The sequence below is a fragment of the Cohaesibacter marisflavi genome (assembly GCF_963665895.2).
GTDB lineage: Bacteria > Pseudomonadota > Alphaproteobacteria > Rhizobiales > Cohaesibacteraceae > Cohaesibacter > Cohaesibacter marisflavi.
Genome location: NZ_OY762534.1, coordinates 2727046 through 2744418 on the forward strand (window position 1 = coordinate 2727046; position 17373 = coordinate 2744418).

Annotated in this window: 17 protein-coding genes and 1 tRNA gene; 13 read left to right on the top strand and 5 right to left on the bottom strand. The window is 53.9% G+C overall.

The window, feature by feature from the left end; genetic code table 11:
- Positions 1-477: 477 nt before the first annotated feature.
- The 6 genes from ACKPCT_RS13455 (at position 478) to ACKPCT_RS13480 (ending at position 5515) form a co-directional block, all read left to right on the top strand.
- On the top strand, positions 478-1428 hold the full coding sequence (locus tag ACKPCT_RS13455; RefSeq protein WP_319567143.1) for a PfkB family carbohydrate kinase: 951 nt from the start codon (positions 478-480) through the stop codon (positions 1426-1428).
- Entirely contained in the window at positions 1425-2465 is a 1041-nt protein-coding gene (locus tag ACKPCT_RS13460) for a tagatose 1,6-diphosphate aldolase (protein ID WP_319567144.1), read from the top strand. The genes ACKPCT_RS13455 and ACKPCT_RS13460 overlap by 4 nt, the downstream gene beginning before the upstream one ends.
- 21 nt (positions 2466-2486) lie before the next feature.
- Positions 2487-3158, top strand: a complete 672-nt coding sequence (locus ACKPCT_RS13465) for an amino acid ABC transporter permease (protein ID WP_090070221.1) — start codon at positions 2487-2489, stop codon at positions 3156-3158.
- A 10-nt stretch (positions 3159-3168) separates the two neighbouring features.
- The gene (locus ACKPCT_RS13470; protein ID WP_319515753.1) at positions 3169-3819 is read left to right on the top strand and encodes an amino acid ABC transporter permease; all 651 of its coding nucleotides are present in this window, start codon (positions 3169-3171) and stop codon (positions 3817-3819) included.
- A gap of 22 nt (positions 3820-3841) precedes the next feature.
- Entirely contained in the window at positions 3842-4636 is a 795-nt protein-coding gene (locus tag ACKPCT_RS13475; protein WP_090070219.1) for a transporter substrate-binding domain-containing protein, read from the top strand.
- A 123-nt stretch (positions 4637-4759) separates the two neighbouring features.
- The gene (locus tag ACKPCT_RS13480; protein WP_090070216.1) at positions 4760-5515 is read left to right on the top strand and encodes an amino acid ABC transporter ATP-binding protein; all 756 of its coding nucleotides are present in this window, start codon (positions 4760-4762) and stop codon (positions 5513-5515) included.
- Positions 5516-5689: 174 nt separating this feature from the next.
- Here the strand turns inward: ACKPCT_RS13480 and ACKPCT_RS13485 are convergent, their stop codons facing one another.
- From ACKPCT_RS13485 to ACKPCT_RS13500, 4 genes are all read right to left on the bottom strand, one after another.
- The gene (locus tag ACKPCT_RS13485; RefSeq protein WP_280141751.1) at positions 5690-5824 is read right to left on the bottom strand and encodes a hypothetical protein; all 135 of its coding nucleotides are present in this window, start codon (positions 5822-5824) and stop codon (positions 5690-5692) included.
- A gap of 334 nt (positions 5825-6158) precedes the next feature.
- Positions 6159-8408, bottom strand: a complete 2250-nt coding sequence (locus tag ACKPCT_RS13490) for a hypothetical protein (protein WP_319567145.1) — start codon at positions 8406-8408, stop codon at positions 6159-6161.
- On the bottom strand, positions 8405-9853 hold the full coding sequence (locus ACKPCT_RS13495) for a class I adenylate-forming enzyme family protein (RefSeq protein ID WP_319567146.1): 1449 nt from the start codon (positions 9851-9853) through the stop codon (positions 8405-8407). Before ACKPCT_RS13495 ends, ACKPCT_RS13490 begins: the two co-directional genes overlap by 4 nt.
- A gap of 390 nt (positions 9854-10243) precedes the next feature.
- Positions 10244-10318: transfer RNA gene (locus tag ACKPCT_RS13500), tRNA-Thr, on the bottom strand.
- 321 nt (positions 10319-10639) lie between these two features.
- Between ACKPCT_RS13500 and ACKPCT_RS13505 the strand changes: the two genes are divergently transcribed.
- The 5 genes from ACKPCT_RS13505 (at position 10640) to acuI (ending at position 15028) form a co-directional block, all read left to right on the top strand.
- Positions 10640-10828, top strand: a complete 189-nt coding sequence (locus tag ACKPCT_RS13505; RefSeq protein WP_319567147.1) for a hypothetical protein — start codon at positions 10640-10642, stop codon at positions 10826-10828.
- 200 nt (positions 10829-11028) lie between these two features.
- Positions 11029-12318 carry a UDP-N-acetylglucosamine 1-carboxyvinyltransferase gene (gene murA / locus ACKPCT_RS13510; protein ID WP_319567148.1) on the top strand — a complete coding sequence of 430 codons (1290 nt, stop codon included), beginning with the start codon at positions 11029-11031 and terminating at the stop codon, positions 12316-12318.
- A 217-nt stretch (positions 12319-12535) separates the two neighbouring features.
- Complete coding sequence (locus ACKPCT_RS13515; protein ID WP_090070200.1) at positions 12536-13030, top strand: DUF2948 family protein; 495 nt, start codon at positions 12536-12538, stop codon at positions 13028-13030.
- Between the two features lie 323 nt (positions 13031-13353).
- Positions 13354-14043, top strand: coding sequence for an acrylate utilization transcriptional regulator AcuR (acuR, locus tag ACKPCT_RS13520; protein WP_319567149.1), 690 nt, complete (start codon positions 13354-13356; stop codon positions 14041-14043).
- Entirely contained in the window at positions 14036-15028 is a 993-nt protein-coding gene (gene acuI / locus ACKPCT_RS13525) for an acrylyl-CoA reductase (NADPH) (protein ID WP_090070194.1), read from the top strand. The genes acuR and acuI overlap by 8 nt, the downstream gene beginning before the upstream one ends.
- Positions 15029-15183: 155 nt before the next feature.
- On the opposite strand, the gene ACKPCT_RS13530 is transcribed toward acuI, so the two are convergent.
- A complete protein-coding gene (locus ACKPCT_RS13530; RefSeq protein ID WP_090070191.1) occupies positions 15184-15672 on the bottom strand; it encodes a bacterioferritin in 489 nt (162 codons plus the stop codon).
- A 435-nt stretch (positions 15673-16107) separates the two neighbouring features.
- Here ACKPCT_RS13530 and ACKPCT_RS13535 point away from each other — a divergent pair, with 435 nt between their 5' ends.
- Both ACKPCT_RS13535 and ACKPCT_RS13540 read left to right on the top strand, forming a co-directional pair.
- Positions 16108-16320, top strand: a complete 213-nt coding sequence (locus ACKPCT_RS13535; RefSeq protein ID WP_090070188.1) for a hypothetical protein — start codon at positions 16108-16110, stop codon at positions 16318-16320.
- A 341-nt stretch (positions 16321-16661) separates the two neighbouring features.
- On the top strand, positions 16662-17372 hold the full coding sequence (locus tag ACKPCT_RS13540; RefSeq protein WP_090070186.1) for a glutathione S-transferase family protein: 711 nt from the start codon (positions 16662-16664) through the stop codon (positions 17370-17372).
- The last annotated feature ends 1 nt before the right edge of the window (position 17373 follow it).

Below are 17373 nucleotides of genomic sequence, written 5' to 3' on the forward strand. Positions count from 1 at the left end.
CTCCCTCTTTAGCAGTCGACCTTCCCTTACAGCCAGACTTAGGGCTCTTCAATCCAGCAGCGTTGTGGGCGGCGTCTCCGCCCGCTTTCCCCACGCTGACGGGTCGGAAGCGGCTTGTTAGTCACTTTCCAAGAGCGCTTATAGCAATCTACTTAATACCAATGAAGAGCAGAATTTTGCGCCTCTTTTTGGTTTCATCAGCGGCGGAGCATTCATCCACAGGCCTGCTTTTCTTGCGCTGATATTGGTGCCATCGCCAAATCCTTTGCAGTTACCGTCAGTTGTCTTTGACTTCTATCGCACCAAACTGTCCAAAAAATCGCAAGACTCCTTTCATGTAAAATATAATTACAAGTTACCTGTAAATTTTATTGACAACAAGCAAAGCCAAATCTACGCTTCCTGCACCGTTAAGCGTTGCCATCCACTGCACGCGAACCTGTGGTGGATCCATAGCTTTTCAATAAGGGAAGACCAATGGAAGCTCACGAATCTGCGCCTTTGAAGGAATTTGAAAAGACTGGGTCGACACGCATTGTGACGCTCGGCAATGCATTTCTGGATACGATCCTCTATTTGCCGGAAATCCCTGACAAGCCAACCAAGATGCGCGTCATGGATGTAAAGATGACAGGAGGCGGCATCGCCGCGACAGCCGCTTGTGCAGCTTCCAAGCTGGGCGCGGAAGTATCCTATTGGGGACGGCTGGGCGTGGATGACGTCGGCGACCGGATCGTCGAACGCTTATCCCAGTGCGGCGTCCAAACCCACGGTGTGGCTCGTGTCAAAGGCGGACGCAGCCCGATGGGCACCATATTGGTCGATCAGGGAGGCGAACGCACCGCCCTTGGTTTCATTGGCCGCAATCTGGGTGATGAGGCAGACTGGCTGCCGCTTGAGGATGTCTCCGGATTGTCCGGCGTCCTGGCCGACTATAGCTGGTGGCAAGGGGCGGCGGCCCTTTTTGAAGCGGCCAACCGGCAGGGAATCGTATCTGTTCTGGATGCCGATGTGGGCGACATGAATGCCGTGCATAATTTGCTGGCCTTGCCCGAGCATCTGGTCTTTTCCGCCGCGTGTCTCAGACGCCTGACCGACCATAGCGACCTGTCCGACGCCCTGAGGAAGGCGGACGGCATGTGCCGAGGCGTCGTTTCTGTAACCGATGGGGAGCGGGGCTTCTTCTGGTGTGCCGATGGGCAGATCCACCATGTGCCCGCCTTCAAGGTGGACCCGATAGACACCAACGGGGCTGGCGACATTTTCCATGGCGCCTTCACCCTCGGACTTTCCGAGAAAATGACAATTGAGGAGGCCGCGCGCTTTGCAAGCGCCGCTGCAGCGCTCAAATGCGCTTGTGGCAGCGGCTGGGAGAGCATTCCCGACCGACAGCAGGTCGAGACTTTGATAAATGGAGGAAACGCATGAACATTACCCCCGGTAAATATTGGAGGATGCGCCGTCTGGCCGACGATAATGGCCGCTTCAAGATGCTGGCCATGGACCAGACCGGTCCGATCGTCAATCCGATCAAGGAAATCAGGAAGACAGACAAGGCGCCGTTTAAGGATGTCGCTGCTGTCAAGTCGATGCTTGGCCGCTATCTGGCCCCCAAGGCTTCGGCGGTGCTGGTAGATCCTCCACTGGGTTACGCCCCGACGATTTCCCAGATACCAGCCCACCGAGGCCTTTTGATCGGCACCGAATGGGCAACATGGGAAACCACCGAAACCGGCCGCAAGTCATCCAGCGTTCCCGGCTGGGGACCTGATGTAATCCGCACCATTGGCGGTGATGGCGTCAAGGTCAATCTGTGGTATCGCCCCGATGCCGATGAAGGGGTCAAGCTGCACCAGCTCAATTATCTCAACGGCATCAAAAAAGCCTGCCGTGAAAATGACATCCCCTTCATTCTGGAATATCTGGTCTATCCCTTCCCGTCCGAAACACAGGAAGAATTTCTGGCCCGTCGTCTGGAGTTGGTCAGGGGCTCACTGGCAGACAAGGACATTATGGACCCTGATGGTGTGGATGTGTTCAAGCTTGAACCGCCGACCGAAACCACCAATGTGCCAGACCCGGACGGTCCGCAAGCGGCGACCATTCAGGCCCGTTTCGATGATATGGCCAAAGATCTCGGTCGCCCATGGGTACTGCTCAGCGCAGGCTCGACGCCTGAAGACTTTGTCCGCCTGCTGACCTATGCCTACAGGGCCGGCGCCAGCGGCTACCTCGCAGGACGGGCCATCTGGCTTCAGCCTTTCTCCAATTTCCCCGACATCGCCACGATGGAAAAGGAATTGTCAGAAACCGCGCCTGCCCTGATGGATCAGCTCAACGCCATGACCGATGACATGGCAACCCCATGGACAGAGGCCGCACCATGGCATGGCTCAGTGGAAATGGCCCCGACAGGGGAAAGCTTTGCGCCTGACTACTCCAAGAAGCTGGCTGCCGGTTTCTAAGATGGATTTGGAGTGAATAGAATGAATTATCTGGACTTTGGCGGCGTCTTCTCTCGCATGGATCTGCTCATATCGGGCGCAATCCTGACAATGCAGATCTCGCTCGTCGCAATGCTCTTTGCACTGGTCGTGGCCACGCTGGTCGCTGTCATGCAACTTAGTTCCTTTCGCGTGGTGCGTTTCATCGCGGTGGCCTATATCGAGGCCATTCGGAATACGCCGTTCATCGTCCAGCTTTTCGTTATCTATTTCGGCCTACCCGCCATCGGGTTGAGCTTGGAACCCCTGCCTTCGGCGGTGTTGGCCATGACCTTTTATGGCGGGGCCTACACGTCCGAGATCATCCGTGCGGGTATCCAGTCCATCGACAGAGGCCAGGTGGAAGCAGGACGGTCTCTGGGGATGTCGCCTCTTGATATCTTCCGCTACATCATCATAAAGCCTGCGCTTGCTGCGGTGTTCCCGTCGATGGTGTCCCAGTTCATTCTGCTTTTGCTGTCTTCCAGTGTCGTCTCTGCCATATCCGTTCCCGAATTGACGGGCATCGGCAACGACATTCAGGGCATGACCTTGCGTAACATGGAGGTCTATCTGGTGATTGCCGCCATGTATGTGGGGCTTGTGGCCTTGCTCAAGGGCGGATTGACCCTGCTGGAGCGCAAGGTCTTTCCCTTCAAGTTTCTAAGAGGATGAGGGCACTGTCATGATGTTTCAAGACTTTACCATGGCGCATGTCTATTACATGCTCAATGGCCTTCTCTGGACGATAGGCCTTGCCCTGATCGCCCTTACCGGCGGCTCGATCGCCGGGTCTATTCTGGCGCTGATGGCAGTTTCGCGCAACAAGTTGGCACGCCGCATCGCCAAGCTCTACATCTTCGTGGTACAGGGCACGCCCCTGCTGGTCACACTGTTCATCGCCTATTTCGGCGCCAACTATGTCGGCGTTGACGTGCCGCCACTGGTGGCCATTTCAATAGCCTTTTCCTTTTATGCCGCTGCCTTTCTGGGAGAGATCTGGCGTGGCTCCATCAATTCCGTGCCCATGGGGCAAAGCGAAGGATCGCACGCACTGGGGCTCAGCCGCGTTGATTCCATGCGCTTCATCATCATTCCGCAGGCGGTGAAGATTGCGACCCCGCCAACGGTCGGCTTTTTCGTGATGCTCATCAAGAATACATCGCTCGCTTCTGTTGTGAGCATCACCGAACTGACGCGCACGTCCCAGATTGTCAGCAACGCGACCTTCAAGCCGCTGCAGGTCTATCTTCTGGCGGCCCTATTCTATTTTCTCGTGTGTTTTCCGCTGACGATCGTCAGTCGCAGGCTCGAAAAAAGACTTCATAAATCTTGATTATCGTAGGAGGAGTTTAAAGATGATCAAATTACTAAAAACCGCAATGGCAAGTGTGGTCGCCACCGCGCTGCTTTGCACCGCCGGGTTGGCTCAGACAACCGACGAATCCCTGCAGAAAATCATTCAGCGCGGCAAGCTGATTGTCGGCATTTCGCTCTCTACGCCACCCTATGGCATGACCGACGCAAACATGAAGCCAGCCGGTTTTGACGTTGCCATGGCCAAACTGATTTCACGCGACATGGGGGTGGAGCTGGAAATCGTTGATCAGGTATCGCAGGCCCGCATTCCGAACCTGACAAGCGGCAAGGTCGACATTCTGATTTCGTCCTTCGGGGTAACTGCCGAACGCGCCAAGACCGTCATGTATACCAATTCAATCTATGTTGACGAACAGATGATTCTGGCTCCGGCCCAGTCTGACATGGAAAGCCTCAAAGATCTCGTAGGCAAACGCGTTGGCGTTACCCGCTCGACGACGAATGATACCCTGATCACCGAACGGGCTGTAGAAGGCACGATCATCCAGCGCTTTGAAGATGATGCCGCCACCAACCAGGCACTCTTCACCGGCAAGGTAGACGCCATTGTTTCGGGCGTTGCAGCCGCCATCGCCATCAGCAAGCATACCGATAAATTCGACCGCAAATTTGCCGTTCGCCAGTCACCAATGGCAATCGGGGTACGTCATGGCGAGTTCAATCTGCGCCAATGGCTCAACACCGACCTCTTGATGCTGTGGAACTCGGGTGAATTGCAGGCTGCCCAGAAAGAATGGCTCGGCGTTGTAAACGAAGAATTGCCACGCTTCTGAGGCTCTTTTAAGCAGCAGACCTGCCGAAGGCCCCGCATCGTCAGGGCCTTCGGGATCGCCAGACGTCCCCAGATAAAACAAGACCATTCCTGTGTTAAAGACCTTTTCTCGAAGGTGGAAACAATGACGAGCTCACAACAAGAAGCAACTCCGATCATCCGCGCCAACAAGATGAACAAGTTTTTTGGTGTCTTCCATGCGCTAAAAGATATCGACCTGACCGTCGCAAGAGGGGAAACGGTGGTGCTTTGCGGGCCGTCCGGATCGGGCAAATCGACACTGATCCGCTGTCTCAATGCCCTTGAAAATCACCAGAAAGGTGAGCTGGAAGTGGCGGGCGTTCAATTGACCGGCAAGCGGCGGGAAATTGACATGGTGCGCCGGAAAACCGGCATGGTCTTCCAGAGCTTCAATCTATTCCCGCATATGACGGTGCTTGAGAATTGCATGATTGCACAGATGCGCGTCAAGAAGACATCGAAGGAAGATGCCAGAAAGGTCGCAGAGCGTTTTCTTGCCCGCGTTCATATTCCCGAGCAGGCAGGCAAATATCCAGCTCAGCTCTCCGGTGGGCAACAGCAGCGCGTGGCCATTGCCAGAGCTCTGTGCATGAGCCCTGAAGTGATGCTGTTCGATGAGCCGACCTCGGCGCTGGACCCTGAAATGGTGCGCGAGGTTCTGGAGACCATGGTTGAGCTCGCTCGCGAGGGCAGCACCATGATCTGCGTGACCCACGAAATGAACTTCGCTCGCAAGGTGGCAAACAAAGTGGTGTTCATGGATCAAGGAAGCATTTTGGAAATCGCGAAGCCGGACGACTTCTTCACCAATCCGCAGCATGAGCGGGCCAAGGAGTTTCTGGCTCAAATTCTGCACTAGCGCATCAGGCACCGATCAAGAGCGGCAAGCATAAGCACAAAACGAAAAAAGCGGGCTTGAGACCCGCTTGTTTTTGGTGGAGCTATATTTGTGACGGTTTTGCTCCGCCCGTCGGGTCTTCTCTTTCTGCCATCAAGTAAAACCAAGATAATCAGAAGAGAAGCTTCGCAGCTATTAGCCGCGAAGATCGTTCGACATGTCGATCATTACGTCAAGACCACGGTCAGACATGAATTCGTCAACAAAACGCTGAGCCTGTTCTTCACGAGCTGCGACAACTTTTTCAAATGCACGGTTAAAGAAGTTCATGATAATTTCCTTTTTGTTTCTGTTCGGTGTATTTCTTCTTGTTCTTACGGGAATGAATATGATCCTTTTCACACGATTAGAAAAGATCCAATTGCTCAAGCTTGATATGCGTTAAATGCATATCAAAATTTTTAGCTATCTAATTCACGCAATATAGCATCAGAAAAGTGCAGAATTCTGCAGATTAACAGCACTCACATCTTTGTTTTCCAATGTCAAAACGGAGCTAAAAAACCTTCAACACGCCGACGTGAGGCATTGGGTAAAAACAAAAAAGCCCCGCAGTGAGAATTGCGAGGCTTCCATACTCTTGCTGATCTTAGTGACTAACGCTTCAGTAGACCCGAACAATGGCGCGGTTCATATGGATATTGCGCACATCGCGGGCCCATGCATCCCGCACGCGCTTTAATGTCTCTCGCTGCCAGGCATCACTCAGAGCGTTTTTGTCAGTGATGCCATCAGGAAGCATCAGGCGTTCCAGACTGGTGGACAGCTGACCATCCTGCCAACTGGTATCCATCCAGTAGACATGCGCATCATAGCGCAGGGCAAGGGCAAAAGCCCCCGCAGGCAATCTGGCGTCAACCCCGAATTCCGGGAAGGATTTTGTTTGTGCACCGGACTGACCATCTGCGGTGACGAATGTGCACCCGCCCCCTTTGAGGACTTCTATCAGCCTGCGCGCCATAAGGTTGACCGGACGCGCATCCAGCGATGCATAATGCATGTCAACATATTCCGGCACGGTTGCGAAAGCATGCTTGGAGGAGATGATGCGCACATCAATACCACTGCGGTGAAATTCCAACGGCATCGCAAATCTGAAGCTTGCATGGCTTGAGGCCAGGATTACAGGATATCCATCAGACAGGCTTTGTTTCACTGCGCTCCAGTCCACTGACGGCAAGCTGCGGGCCAGTTTTTCCCGATAGGCAGGCACGCCCAAGATGGCAGTGGCAAGCTTGTTGTTGGCCTCCTGTGCGGATGCGACACGCTCAAGCCAGTCCGGACGTTCATCATCTGGCACACCCAGCCAGTCAGCCACCAGAGAAATGCTTGGGCCGATGGGGCGAGAGGGCCCTTCTCCAGATTGAAAGGCATTTGGGTCAATTTCGTCTGGAGAGAGCTGACTACACAGCCTGTCCCAAATCATGGCGCTCAGTTTTGGCGATTGCGGTAATCCTGTGACGATACTCTGCTTTATTTCCCAAAGCTCGGAAAAATTGGACGCGAGCGCAAAGTAGACTTCCAAAAAGGAATAGTCGACCGCTTCCCCTTGCTCCGCCCTGTGATCAAGCACAAGAGCTGCTTCTCTAAGCGCAACACCCAGAATGCGCACAGGTACCGGCTTGCAAAGCTTAAGCCGCTCACGTACAGCCCCTACATCGTTGAGCAGGATCAGCGCTGACAGATCTGTTCTGAAATAGCGTATCGGCTGAAGTGAGGAGTTTCTCAGTTCCAGCCCCCATTGCGCCGCTGCGTGATAGTCACCAGCGACGAAGGCCGCAAGCGACAGACGCCTGAAGAAGTCTGGCAAATGCTGAGGCTTCAAAGAGTCCCGCAAGACAGAAAAAAGCTGGCCCGCCTCGGCCAGTCGACCTACGCCAATCAACGCTCCAAGGCGCAGCCTTTGCAAGCGCCCCGTTTCGGGGGCCTTCTCCAGCAGCTGCAATGCCTCATCAGGGCGACCGATTCTCAAAAGAGCATGTGCTCTGAAGTAAGTCTGAATAGGGACCGGAATCTGCGCTCCTTCCTTGTCGAGGATGGCAAATACGGCCTCATAATCCTGCGCTTTTGTCGCCTTCTCCAATTGCTCGCGAACCGCTTTTACCCTGCCTGGCTTTCGCGCCTGTTTGGCAGGCATGCGCCTGATCATCGAAAGAAGCCTGCGGGATACGGGCGTGCCCTGCCGCGCCGCATTCTGCATAATCTTGAGAGACTGAGGATCCGGCATGAGATCCAGAAAAGGCCGAAGAAGGGCGTACTGGACTTTTTTGCCCTCGACTGCCCGACGATCAAGTACCACTGCAGCCTCTCGGAGCGCATGCCCCAATATTGCGGCCTGATTTGAGCCGCACAGAGGCAATCGCTCGCGCACGGCCTCCACATCGCCTAGCAGGATCAAACTGGATAAATCGGCATTGAACCGGGGCATTGGTCGGGGCGAGGCCTGTCGCAGTTTGAAACCCCAATTCGCTGCTGCCCGATAATTTCCTGCCGCGAACGCAGCATTCGTTAATCGACCTAGACAAACTCTATGCTTTTGCGATGCCAAGCCCAGAGTGGGGAGAAGTTGATTGGCCATTCTGATCTCCCCCGCATCAATGAGAGCATCAAACCGCAAAAGCAGAAACAGCCTGTTTCTGGGTCCTTTTTTCAACACCTCCAACGCCTCGGCCGGACGACCGGTGCGCACGAGCGCCAGAGCCCCGAAATAGACTTGCAGGCGCAAGGGCAGACAATCACCCTGAGCATCAAGCATTTGGAATATGGTTTCGAAGTCACCTGCCCTTGCGGCGGAGCCAAGGGCTTCGCGCATGGCCTTGATGCTCTTGGCCCCTTCGCCAGAGGTAACAGTCACAATTGCATCCTCAATTCGTTTTTCGCCACCTTGCCTGTGGTGGTCTGCGGCAGGGTTTCAACAAATTTGATACCCCGCGGGCATTTGCCCGAAGCGAGATTTTTCTTGCTCCATGCAATGAGTTCAACCGAGGTCAGTGTATGTCCCTTTTTGGGCACAACGAAGGCAACAACCACTTCCCCCAGAGTGGCGTTTGGCTTCCCAAGCACGGCAACACTGTGAATACCGGGATGTTGCGACAAAACCTTCTCGACCTCTGGCGGATAAACAGACAGCCCGCCCGTCTTTATGACTTCCTTGGAGCGACCGATAATGAAATAGTTTCCGGCTTCATCGCGATAGCCGAGATCTCCCGTGGCAAAGCGCCCGTTGAAATGCATGGAATCGTCATTCTCGCCGGTCCAGTAGCCGATGGCTACTCTCGGGCCAGAAACCACCAGCTCTCCGGGTTCGCCTTGGGGCACGCGCTGTCCATCCGGGTCCACGATCTCGATATCAACGCCCGGAGCGACAGGTCCGGCTGCGCCATCCGGGGCACTCTTGCGATCAATAAGATAGGTTGTGGGCGCCACTTCAGTGGACGCATAGATGACGTCGATACGCACACCAAATGCCTCAGCCAGACGGTCTGACAGAGCAGCCGAAACATAGTTGCCCCCGATGGTCATGATCCTCAGATCAGGAAACGGATCGTCCATGCCTTCGGTCATTTTCAGGACAAATTCGGCAACGGTCGTCACCGTCATCATCATGGTAACCTTAGCGCGTTGCAAAGTCTCTATGATCGCGTCAGGACGATGGGAGCGTGTGATGACCAGCGTTGCCCCGACATGGCGCGTTGCGGTCACCAGCGTGATGGAAATGATGCTCGATACTTCCATGGGCAGCAGAATGACATCCGTTTCATTCAGACCAAACAACTCTTCGCCAAACTGTTTGCCGTTGCCATCGAGATAAGATCGAGGGAAAACGACACCCTTGGGATTGCCCGTTGAACCAGAGGTGTAAAGAACCAACGCCGGGACCTCAGGCTTGATCTCAGCAAATGCTTCTGGAGCGTCTTCCTTGAGAAGATCATCCAAGCTTAAAATATCGACCGTTGCATCAACGCCACCGGTTGCGCGAACATTCTGCTTATCTGTCAGAATCGCAACAGGCAGCGCGTCCTCAAAGATGCGCTTCTTTTCCGGGTCAGGCAGCGCTGTGTTGACCGGCACGATAATCAGGCCGGTTTCCAGTCCCCCCAAAAGCGCAGCGACAGCATTGGCACAGTTGCTGGCCAGCAGCACGATGCGGGCGCCGGATTGATAGCCCCGGGCAAGAATGGCATTGCGTATAGCGGCGGCGCGCCATGACAGGTCTGAAGATGAAACTCTCGTCTCCCCCTCGATGACAGATGGACAACGAATTTGCGGGGGGCATGCAGAAAGATCTTGAACTGACATATAGACGGCACTCTTATAGATGAAACTCTGGATCGATTGATCCTTGAATAAAAAGACTCTGTTTTTCAAAAATCTATTGCAAAATTTGACCGAGGAGCAATAGCGTTTATCAAATCACCAAGGCGATATTCGAACGGTGCATTTTACAATTTTCAAGTGACAGAGCAACGGCTTCTCACTGCCGGGTCAACACATTTGAGTGAGCCCCGCCAAATGCGCTAAAAACAGCAAGATATCATCAACACAGAGAAACATTATACCCGGCATATATCGCTGCATGTGCGTAATAAGGGGCTCTTACTGAAGGCCACAAGAGTGAGACAGGGTCAACACCCCCTTCGAGCCAGCGTCAACGCGAGGGCGAATTCAAGACAAATTATAAAAGGGAGATGGTGCTGCAAGAGAGAATTGAACTCTCGACCTCTCCCTTACCAAGGGAGTGCTCTACCACTGAGCTACTGCAGCGTTCCTAGGTGTTTTGACCAGATGTTGACCACCTGATGCGGGGCGGTTTTTTGCATACAGATTTCGAATATGCAAGCGCGATTTTGAAAAAAGGCAACAATTTTGTGAATTTGATGACACCTGTGAAAATCCTGCCCGCAAAAAACATCTTCCATAGTGTGTGAGTGCCTTGCCATGTGGCAATAGACCATGGCTTCATAAAAAGCGCATTTCAGCCCTTAAATGGCCTCATTGTGGGCTTTCTTGGCGCACACTTTTGGTATAGAACCTGCCAACAGACAAATTCAATGATCCTTTCATTGCGCACGCATAGCAGAAACCATGTCCTCTAAAGATATCAACACCTCTGGCAAACAGTCCTCCGGCCCCGCCAAGGGCAAGGGCGATGAACGCAAGGCGCGCCTGTCGCAAGCCCTGCGTGACAATCTGAAACGCCGCAAGGCACAGACCCGCGCCAGACGGACGGAAAGTGCGCCTCAGGCACCAACGTCTGAGGGGAGCGAAGACTAGAGGGCTTTGAGCTGCGGCTTGGCTGTTCGGGCCATCCGAATATATCCAGTTTGGATCACCGTGCCAGTTCAACGATAGCCTTTTGCTCATGAGGCAGGATCAGGAAAACAGAATCAGTCCCTTATCGGGTTTTACAAGAATTATCGGTCAGGCAGGCACAACAGGATTGCCCAACAGGCCGACAACAGAAAGAGTTTGAAATGGACGCAATTCGCATTGTAGGCGGCGCAGAATTAAACGGGGAGATTCCCATTTCCGGAGCAAAGAATGCGGCTCTTCCCTTGATGATTGCCTCGCTTCTGACCGATGAGGCGTTGATTCTGGATAACCTGCCGCGCCTTCGCGATGTGCAGCAGCTCCAGCAGATTCTTTCCAACCATGGCGTCAGCTACATGATCGAAGGCAAGCGCCCAGGTCAGGACACCATGGCAGGCCAGACCGTTCATCTTCAGGCCGAGGAAATCATCGATACCTGCGCCCCTTATGATCTGGTTTCCAAGATGCGTGCCAGCTTTTGGGTCATCGGCCCGCTTCTGGCCCGCATGGGCCATTGCTCGGTTTCTCTCCCGGGAGGCTGCGCCATCGGCACCCGTCCGGTCGACTTTTTTATCGACGGACTGGCCGCGCTTGGGGCCAAGATCGAAATCGAGAATGGCTATGTGGTTGCCGATGCGCCCGACGGGCTGGCAGGCGGCGAATACACCTTCCCGCGTATTTCCGTTGGTGCGACCCATACGCTGATGATGGCGGCGACCCTTGCCAAGGGCACCACAACCCTGAAACAGGCCGCCAAGGAGCCCGAAGTGGTGGATCTGGCCGAATGCCTGATTGCCATGGGTGCAAAGATTTCCGGCGCAGGCACCGACACCATCACCATCGAGGGTGTCGAGAAACTGCACGGAGCACGCCACAGCGTTTTGCCAGACCGCATCGAGACCGGCACCTACGCCATGGCCGTGGCGATGACGGGCGGCGATGTTTTGCTCACAGGCGCCCGTGCTGACCTGTTGCAGTCTGCGCTTGACGTTTTGACTCAGACAGGCACCACAGTGGAAGTGAACGACAAGGGCATCCGGATTGCCCGCAACAGCGCCGCCCTGAAGGCGGTCAGTGTTGCAACCGATCCGTTCCCCGGCTTCCCGACTGATCTGCAGGCCCAGTTCATGGCGCTGATGACCATGGCCGAGGGCACCTCGACCATCACGGAAACCATTTTCGAGAATCGCTTCATGCATGTGCAGGAACTGGCGCGTCTGGGTGCCAAAATCTCCCTAGACGGCCAGAAAGCCTATGTCACGGGCGTGGATACGCTGAAGGGCGCTCAGGTCATGGCCACCGATTTGCGTGCGTCGGTCTCGTTGGTGATTGCCGGACTGGTCGCCGAGGGCGAAACCAAGGTGAACCGCGTTTATCACCTTGATCGCGGGTTTGAACGGCTGGAAGACAAACTGGCCGCTTGCGGCGCCACGATTGAGCGTATTTCTGCATAAAGTCATATCTTTAGGGGCGCACAAGGGTGCGCCTCTCTTGCATTTGGCACCTTTCCTGCCTATGTGAATCCCAGAGCGGATGACTGACCCGTCCGCTCCTATCCCCGACAGGGCTCGAATGCGACTTGGGCACTGTCACACGCGTCGGGCCTTGGCGCTCACGCGATCAAGAAGAGAAGCAAAACTGCTTTGAGAACTATGTTGTAAGGAGAGTGCCATGACCATGCTGAAACTCGCCGCTCTGGATTCAGACGACCTGAATGTGCTTTCCAGCCAGACGCAGGATGCTGTGGTCAAGGTTGGTGACATCAATTGGCTCAAGGATGAAGGCCGACTCGTGGTCGCCATGCACCGCTTTGCTTGGGAAGAAGCAATCCGACAACAGCGCCGCGTGTTCGGTTCCAAACCATCCTATGAGCGCCATCAGGCCGTTTTGCATTTCGACCGGGTGACCGGTGTACAAAGCCGCAATATTCGCGTGGCGGCCAAAGATGCCATCCTCAATCTGCTTGCGCTAACCTTCGAGCCCAATGGTGAAGGTCCGGACGGCTTCATTTCCCTGATCTTTGCAGGCGATGCAGAAATACGCCTCAGCGTGGAATGCATTGAAGCCCAGTTGGCAGACACAGGCGCAGCTTGGGAAACCGAGAATCTGCCCGAGCATGAAGCTGCAGAAACTTTCGAACAGCAGGCAGCCTCGCAGGGAAATTAGGCGAGCGGTTACAGCATCTCCTTAAAGCGGGTGCCTTGAGAGCCGTTTAAAGTGGCTCGAAAGCCTTCGATGAAATCACGACTTCTCAAGTTGGTTGGGGCCTCCCCTATCGACGGCTTTGTTGCATCCATCTGCCAGGCTAGGGATCGTCCAGACTGGCAAACGCCAACGCACCTACCGCGGTTAATCTGGCGCTCTCAATCCATTGCATATGCGCGTTTTCCCATATCGGGAGAAATCGCATCGCAGCTATTCGCTTTCATCCATGGCATTTAACAGACTACTTAGTCTATTAAATCAAAAACCAAGGAGAAGCCATCACGATGAGTAATCAACCAATGCCTGCACAGACAAGAAGACCACGAGGCCGCCCGCGCAGGGCGCCTGATGATCAACTTGCGCGCAAGGATCTCATTCGGGTTGGTCTGGTCTGCCTCACCGAGCGTGGCTTTACCGATGTCAGCGTTGATGAAATCCTCAAGGCATCGGGCAAGACCAAGGGCACTTTCTATCATCACTTCAAATCAAAGGCCGATTATGGCGAAGCGCTGATAGAGGCCTACAATGCCTATTTCGCCGCCAAACTTCAAAGCTGCTTTTCCGATGAGAGCCTGTCACCACTGGATCGCCTGCGCAAATTTGTCGATGGCGCCGAGGCCGGCATGGCCAAACATGACTTCCGGCGTGGTTGTCTGGTGGGCAATCTCGGGCAGGAGATGGCGGCTCTTACGCCGGATATGTGTGCCCATCTCATTTCGGTCCTCAAGGGCTGGCAGAAGCTTACGGCGGATTGCCTGACGCTTGCCCAGTCCGAGGGCCAAATTGCTCCTGATCAAGCTCCTGAAGCTCTTGCAGAGTTCTTCTGGATCGGTTGGGAGGGCGCGGTGTTGCGCGCCAAACTTGAACGCCGCCCGGAGCCCCTGAGGCATTTTGCGCGCGGCTTCTTCTCACTTCTTACCAACACACCCTTTTCCAATCCTCCATTTCAAACTGAAGGAAAACACAATGTTTGATGCCATTCTGATCGAAAAAGACGACAGCGGCCAGACCGTTAGCAAAAGCCAGGTCACTTTTGAGCCCCTGGCCGAAGGTGAAGTGGCAGTGGACGTCGCCTGGTCAACCCTCAACTACAAGGATGCTCTTGCCATCACCGGCTCTTCGCCTGTCGTGCGCAGCTTCCCGATGGTGCCCGGCATCGACTTTTCCGGTATCGTCAGCGAGAGCCGTCATCCGGACTACAAACCCGGCGACAAGGTCATTCTCAATGGCTGGTCTGTGGGTGAAAAATATTGGGGCGGCCTTGCCAAGCGGGCACAGGTCAATGGCGATTTCCTGATCCCGCTGCCAGCCGGCATTTCCATGCGGCAGGCCATGGCCATCGGCACCGCTGGCTACACAGCGATGCTGTGCGTGCTGGCACTGGAAACTAACGGTGTGACCCCTGATGTGGGCGAAGTGCTGGTCACCGGCGCAACTGGCGGCGTGGGCAGCGTTGCCGTCGCTCTGCTGGCCGCCAAGGGCTACAATGTGGTCGCCGTAACGGGGCGGGCCAGCGAAAGTGACTATCTCAAGGGCCTGGGCGCAAGCTCTATTCTGGATCGTGAAGAGCTTAGCGGCAAGCCACGTCCACTCAACAAGGAACGCTGGGCAGCTGCCATTGACGTGGCAGGCGGACAGGTTCTGGCCAACCTGCTCTCCATGATCAAATATGGCGGCACCGTCGCTGCTTGCGGTCTGGCAAACAGCATGGATCTGCCCACTACGGTGGCGCCATTCATCCTGCGCGGCGTAACGCTTAAAGGCGTCGACAGCGTCATGGCACCAAAGGCGGCCCGTCAGGCGGCATGGGCGCAGCTTGCAACCGATCTCGACAAGGAAAAACTTGAAGCCATCATCAAGACGGTGGAGTTTGAAGATGTCATCGACGTGGCTCCACAGTTCCTTGAAGGCAAGATCCGCGGACGCGTCGTCGTTCCGGTTTCCCCCGAACTGGTCTAAGCAAAGTCGTCTGCACAGCGGGTCGCCGTTGAGCTATCCGGTTTGATCTTATCTGATCGCAGACAGACAAAAAATAGCCCCGCATCATATGCCTGATGCGGGGCTTTTCATTGCTTTTTTGCTTTGTTTAATATCCAGAGGGATGCAAAAGAGGGTTATTCTTCGCCTTCTTCTTCGCCGGTAGACATGAATTTGGCGCTGTAGGTTTTCTCGCCAAGGCGTTCAATCAGGTCGAGCTGCAGCTCAAGCCATGCCTTATGGCCTTCTTCGTCAATGACGATTTCTTCGAACAGGGCCTTGGAGCCAATGTCGCCCACTTCATAAGCTTCCTTGGATGCCTTGGTGTAGGTCTGGATCGCATTTTCCTCATCGGCGAGGTCTGCCTTGAACAGCTCAACCAGCGAGTCATGTAGCACAGGAGATTTTTCAAACGCCAACTCAGGCGTGCCTTTCAAAAACAGGACCCGTTCAATGAAGCGATCGGAATGACCCCATTCTTCGCGCATTTCTTCGCGCATCTGATTGGCAAGTTTGCCCAGACCCCAATCGTCCAGACGTTGCGCATTGAGCTGATACTGATGAGCGGCGCTCATTTCCATTTGCAGGGCTGTGTTGAGATTCTCAATGGTCTTGTCGTTTGACATATTGTGATCCTTTCATTTACAGGCGCGATTGCGTCAATCCTAACTTCTATTTGAGATAGATAGCGCCGCTTTCAAGGTCTCTAAAATGGTTTCAATCAAATTCTCACTGATTAATTTTCTTAGTTATTTAATTATCAAAAATTAATACTACAAAATACTTAGATAAACTCCCTTAAATTCTTATTTCTAAATTTCTGACCCTTATTGCGTTCCCTTGTTAGACCTGCCAATTGCGTTTTCTGACCTTTACACAACCAGATACAACTTTTCTGATAGGCGTCACATTCTGGCCCATCAAACGGTTTATTTAACCTTTTGTTAACCATCTTGATTAACCATAAAATGTAGCTTTTCTGCCATTGTAGGCCTCTTTGCCTCTTTTCTCTGTTTTAGAGATAGGTGGAATTCTTAACAGGCAACATCTGGGGAGATAGGATGCCCAAATATATTTCAATCCGGCCACATCTACTGAACGAAACCGAAATCGAATCCGTTATCCTGCATTCCGGCATGGACCCGCATGACAGAGGCCTCATTGTCGACTTCCTCGTTGAGAATTATGCTGTTGATCTGGACCTTCTGGCATCTGTTTTCTCACATTTCGAGTGTGACAGTCTTCAATCCATCCCCATGCAGGAAGCTGCCTGACACGACCCGACGGTCCTTTTCTTTGCCTTTATCAAGCCCATCGCCATAGCGTGGACGTTTGGATTTAGCGCGCTGAATTTTCCGCATCGCTTCTTGCCTTCAAGCATCAGACCTCTTGCGCTGCGAGCAGTTCTCCCCGCCTACTCGCATACGCGCCCTTCCCCTTGATGGCTCCTCCCCTTAAAAATCCTTTCCGCCAGCCTGCTGCAATAAGAAAAATTCTTTCGTTGTGCGGCCTGCAAAAATCCTTCATTGATCTTACCTTAAGGTGACGTTTGCAATCTCAGTTCGTTTCCACTCTTGTTGCGTGTGAAACGGGGCAATTTTTCGGAGAAATTCATATGATCGACCCAAAGAAACTGTCTGATTATCCCATTACAAAACGGTGGCCAGCGCAGAATCCGGATGTGATCCAGCTTTATTCCTACCCGACTCCCAACGGCGTGAAAGTATCCATTGCGCTGGAAGAAATGGGATTGCCCTATGAAGCGCACAAGGTGACGCTTTCAGACGCGGATGTGAAAAGCGAAGAATTCCTGTCTCTGAACCCCAACAACAAGATCCCGGCCATCATCGATCCGGTCGGCCCGGACGGTGATCCCATCGGCCTGTTCGAAACAGGTGCCATTCTGCTTTATCTATCAGACAAGACAGGTAAGTTCATCGGCGCAACAGAGCGGGATCGCGCCAAGATCATCCAGTGGCTGATGTTCCAGATGGGCGGTATTGGCCCAATGTTCGGCCAGCTCGGTTTCTTCGTGAAGTTCAAGGGCGCCGAAATTGAAGATCCACGCCCGCGCGAGCGCTATATTGCAGAAACCAAACGCCTGTTGAATGTCCTCGATGGTGTGCTGGCTGACCGCGACTGGATCGCTGGTGACTATTCCATTGCCGACATCGCGATTGCCCCTTGGCTGCGCCCGATCGGCGGCATTTATGAAGCTACAGATCTGGTCGATTTCGACAGCTACACCAATGTGGTTGATTATCTCAAGCGTTTCATGGATCGTCCGGCAGTGCAAAAAGGCATCAATATTCCGTCTCGGGACTAAC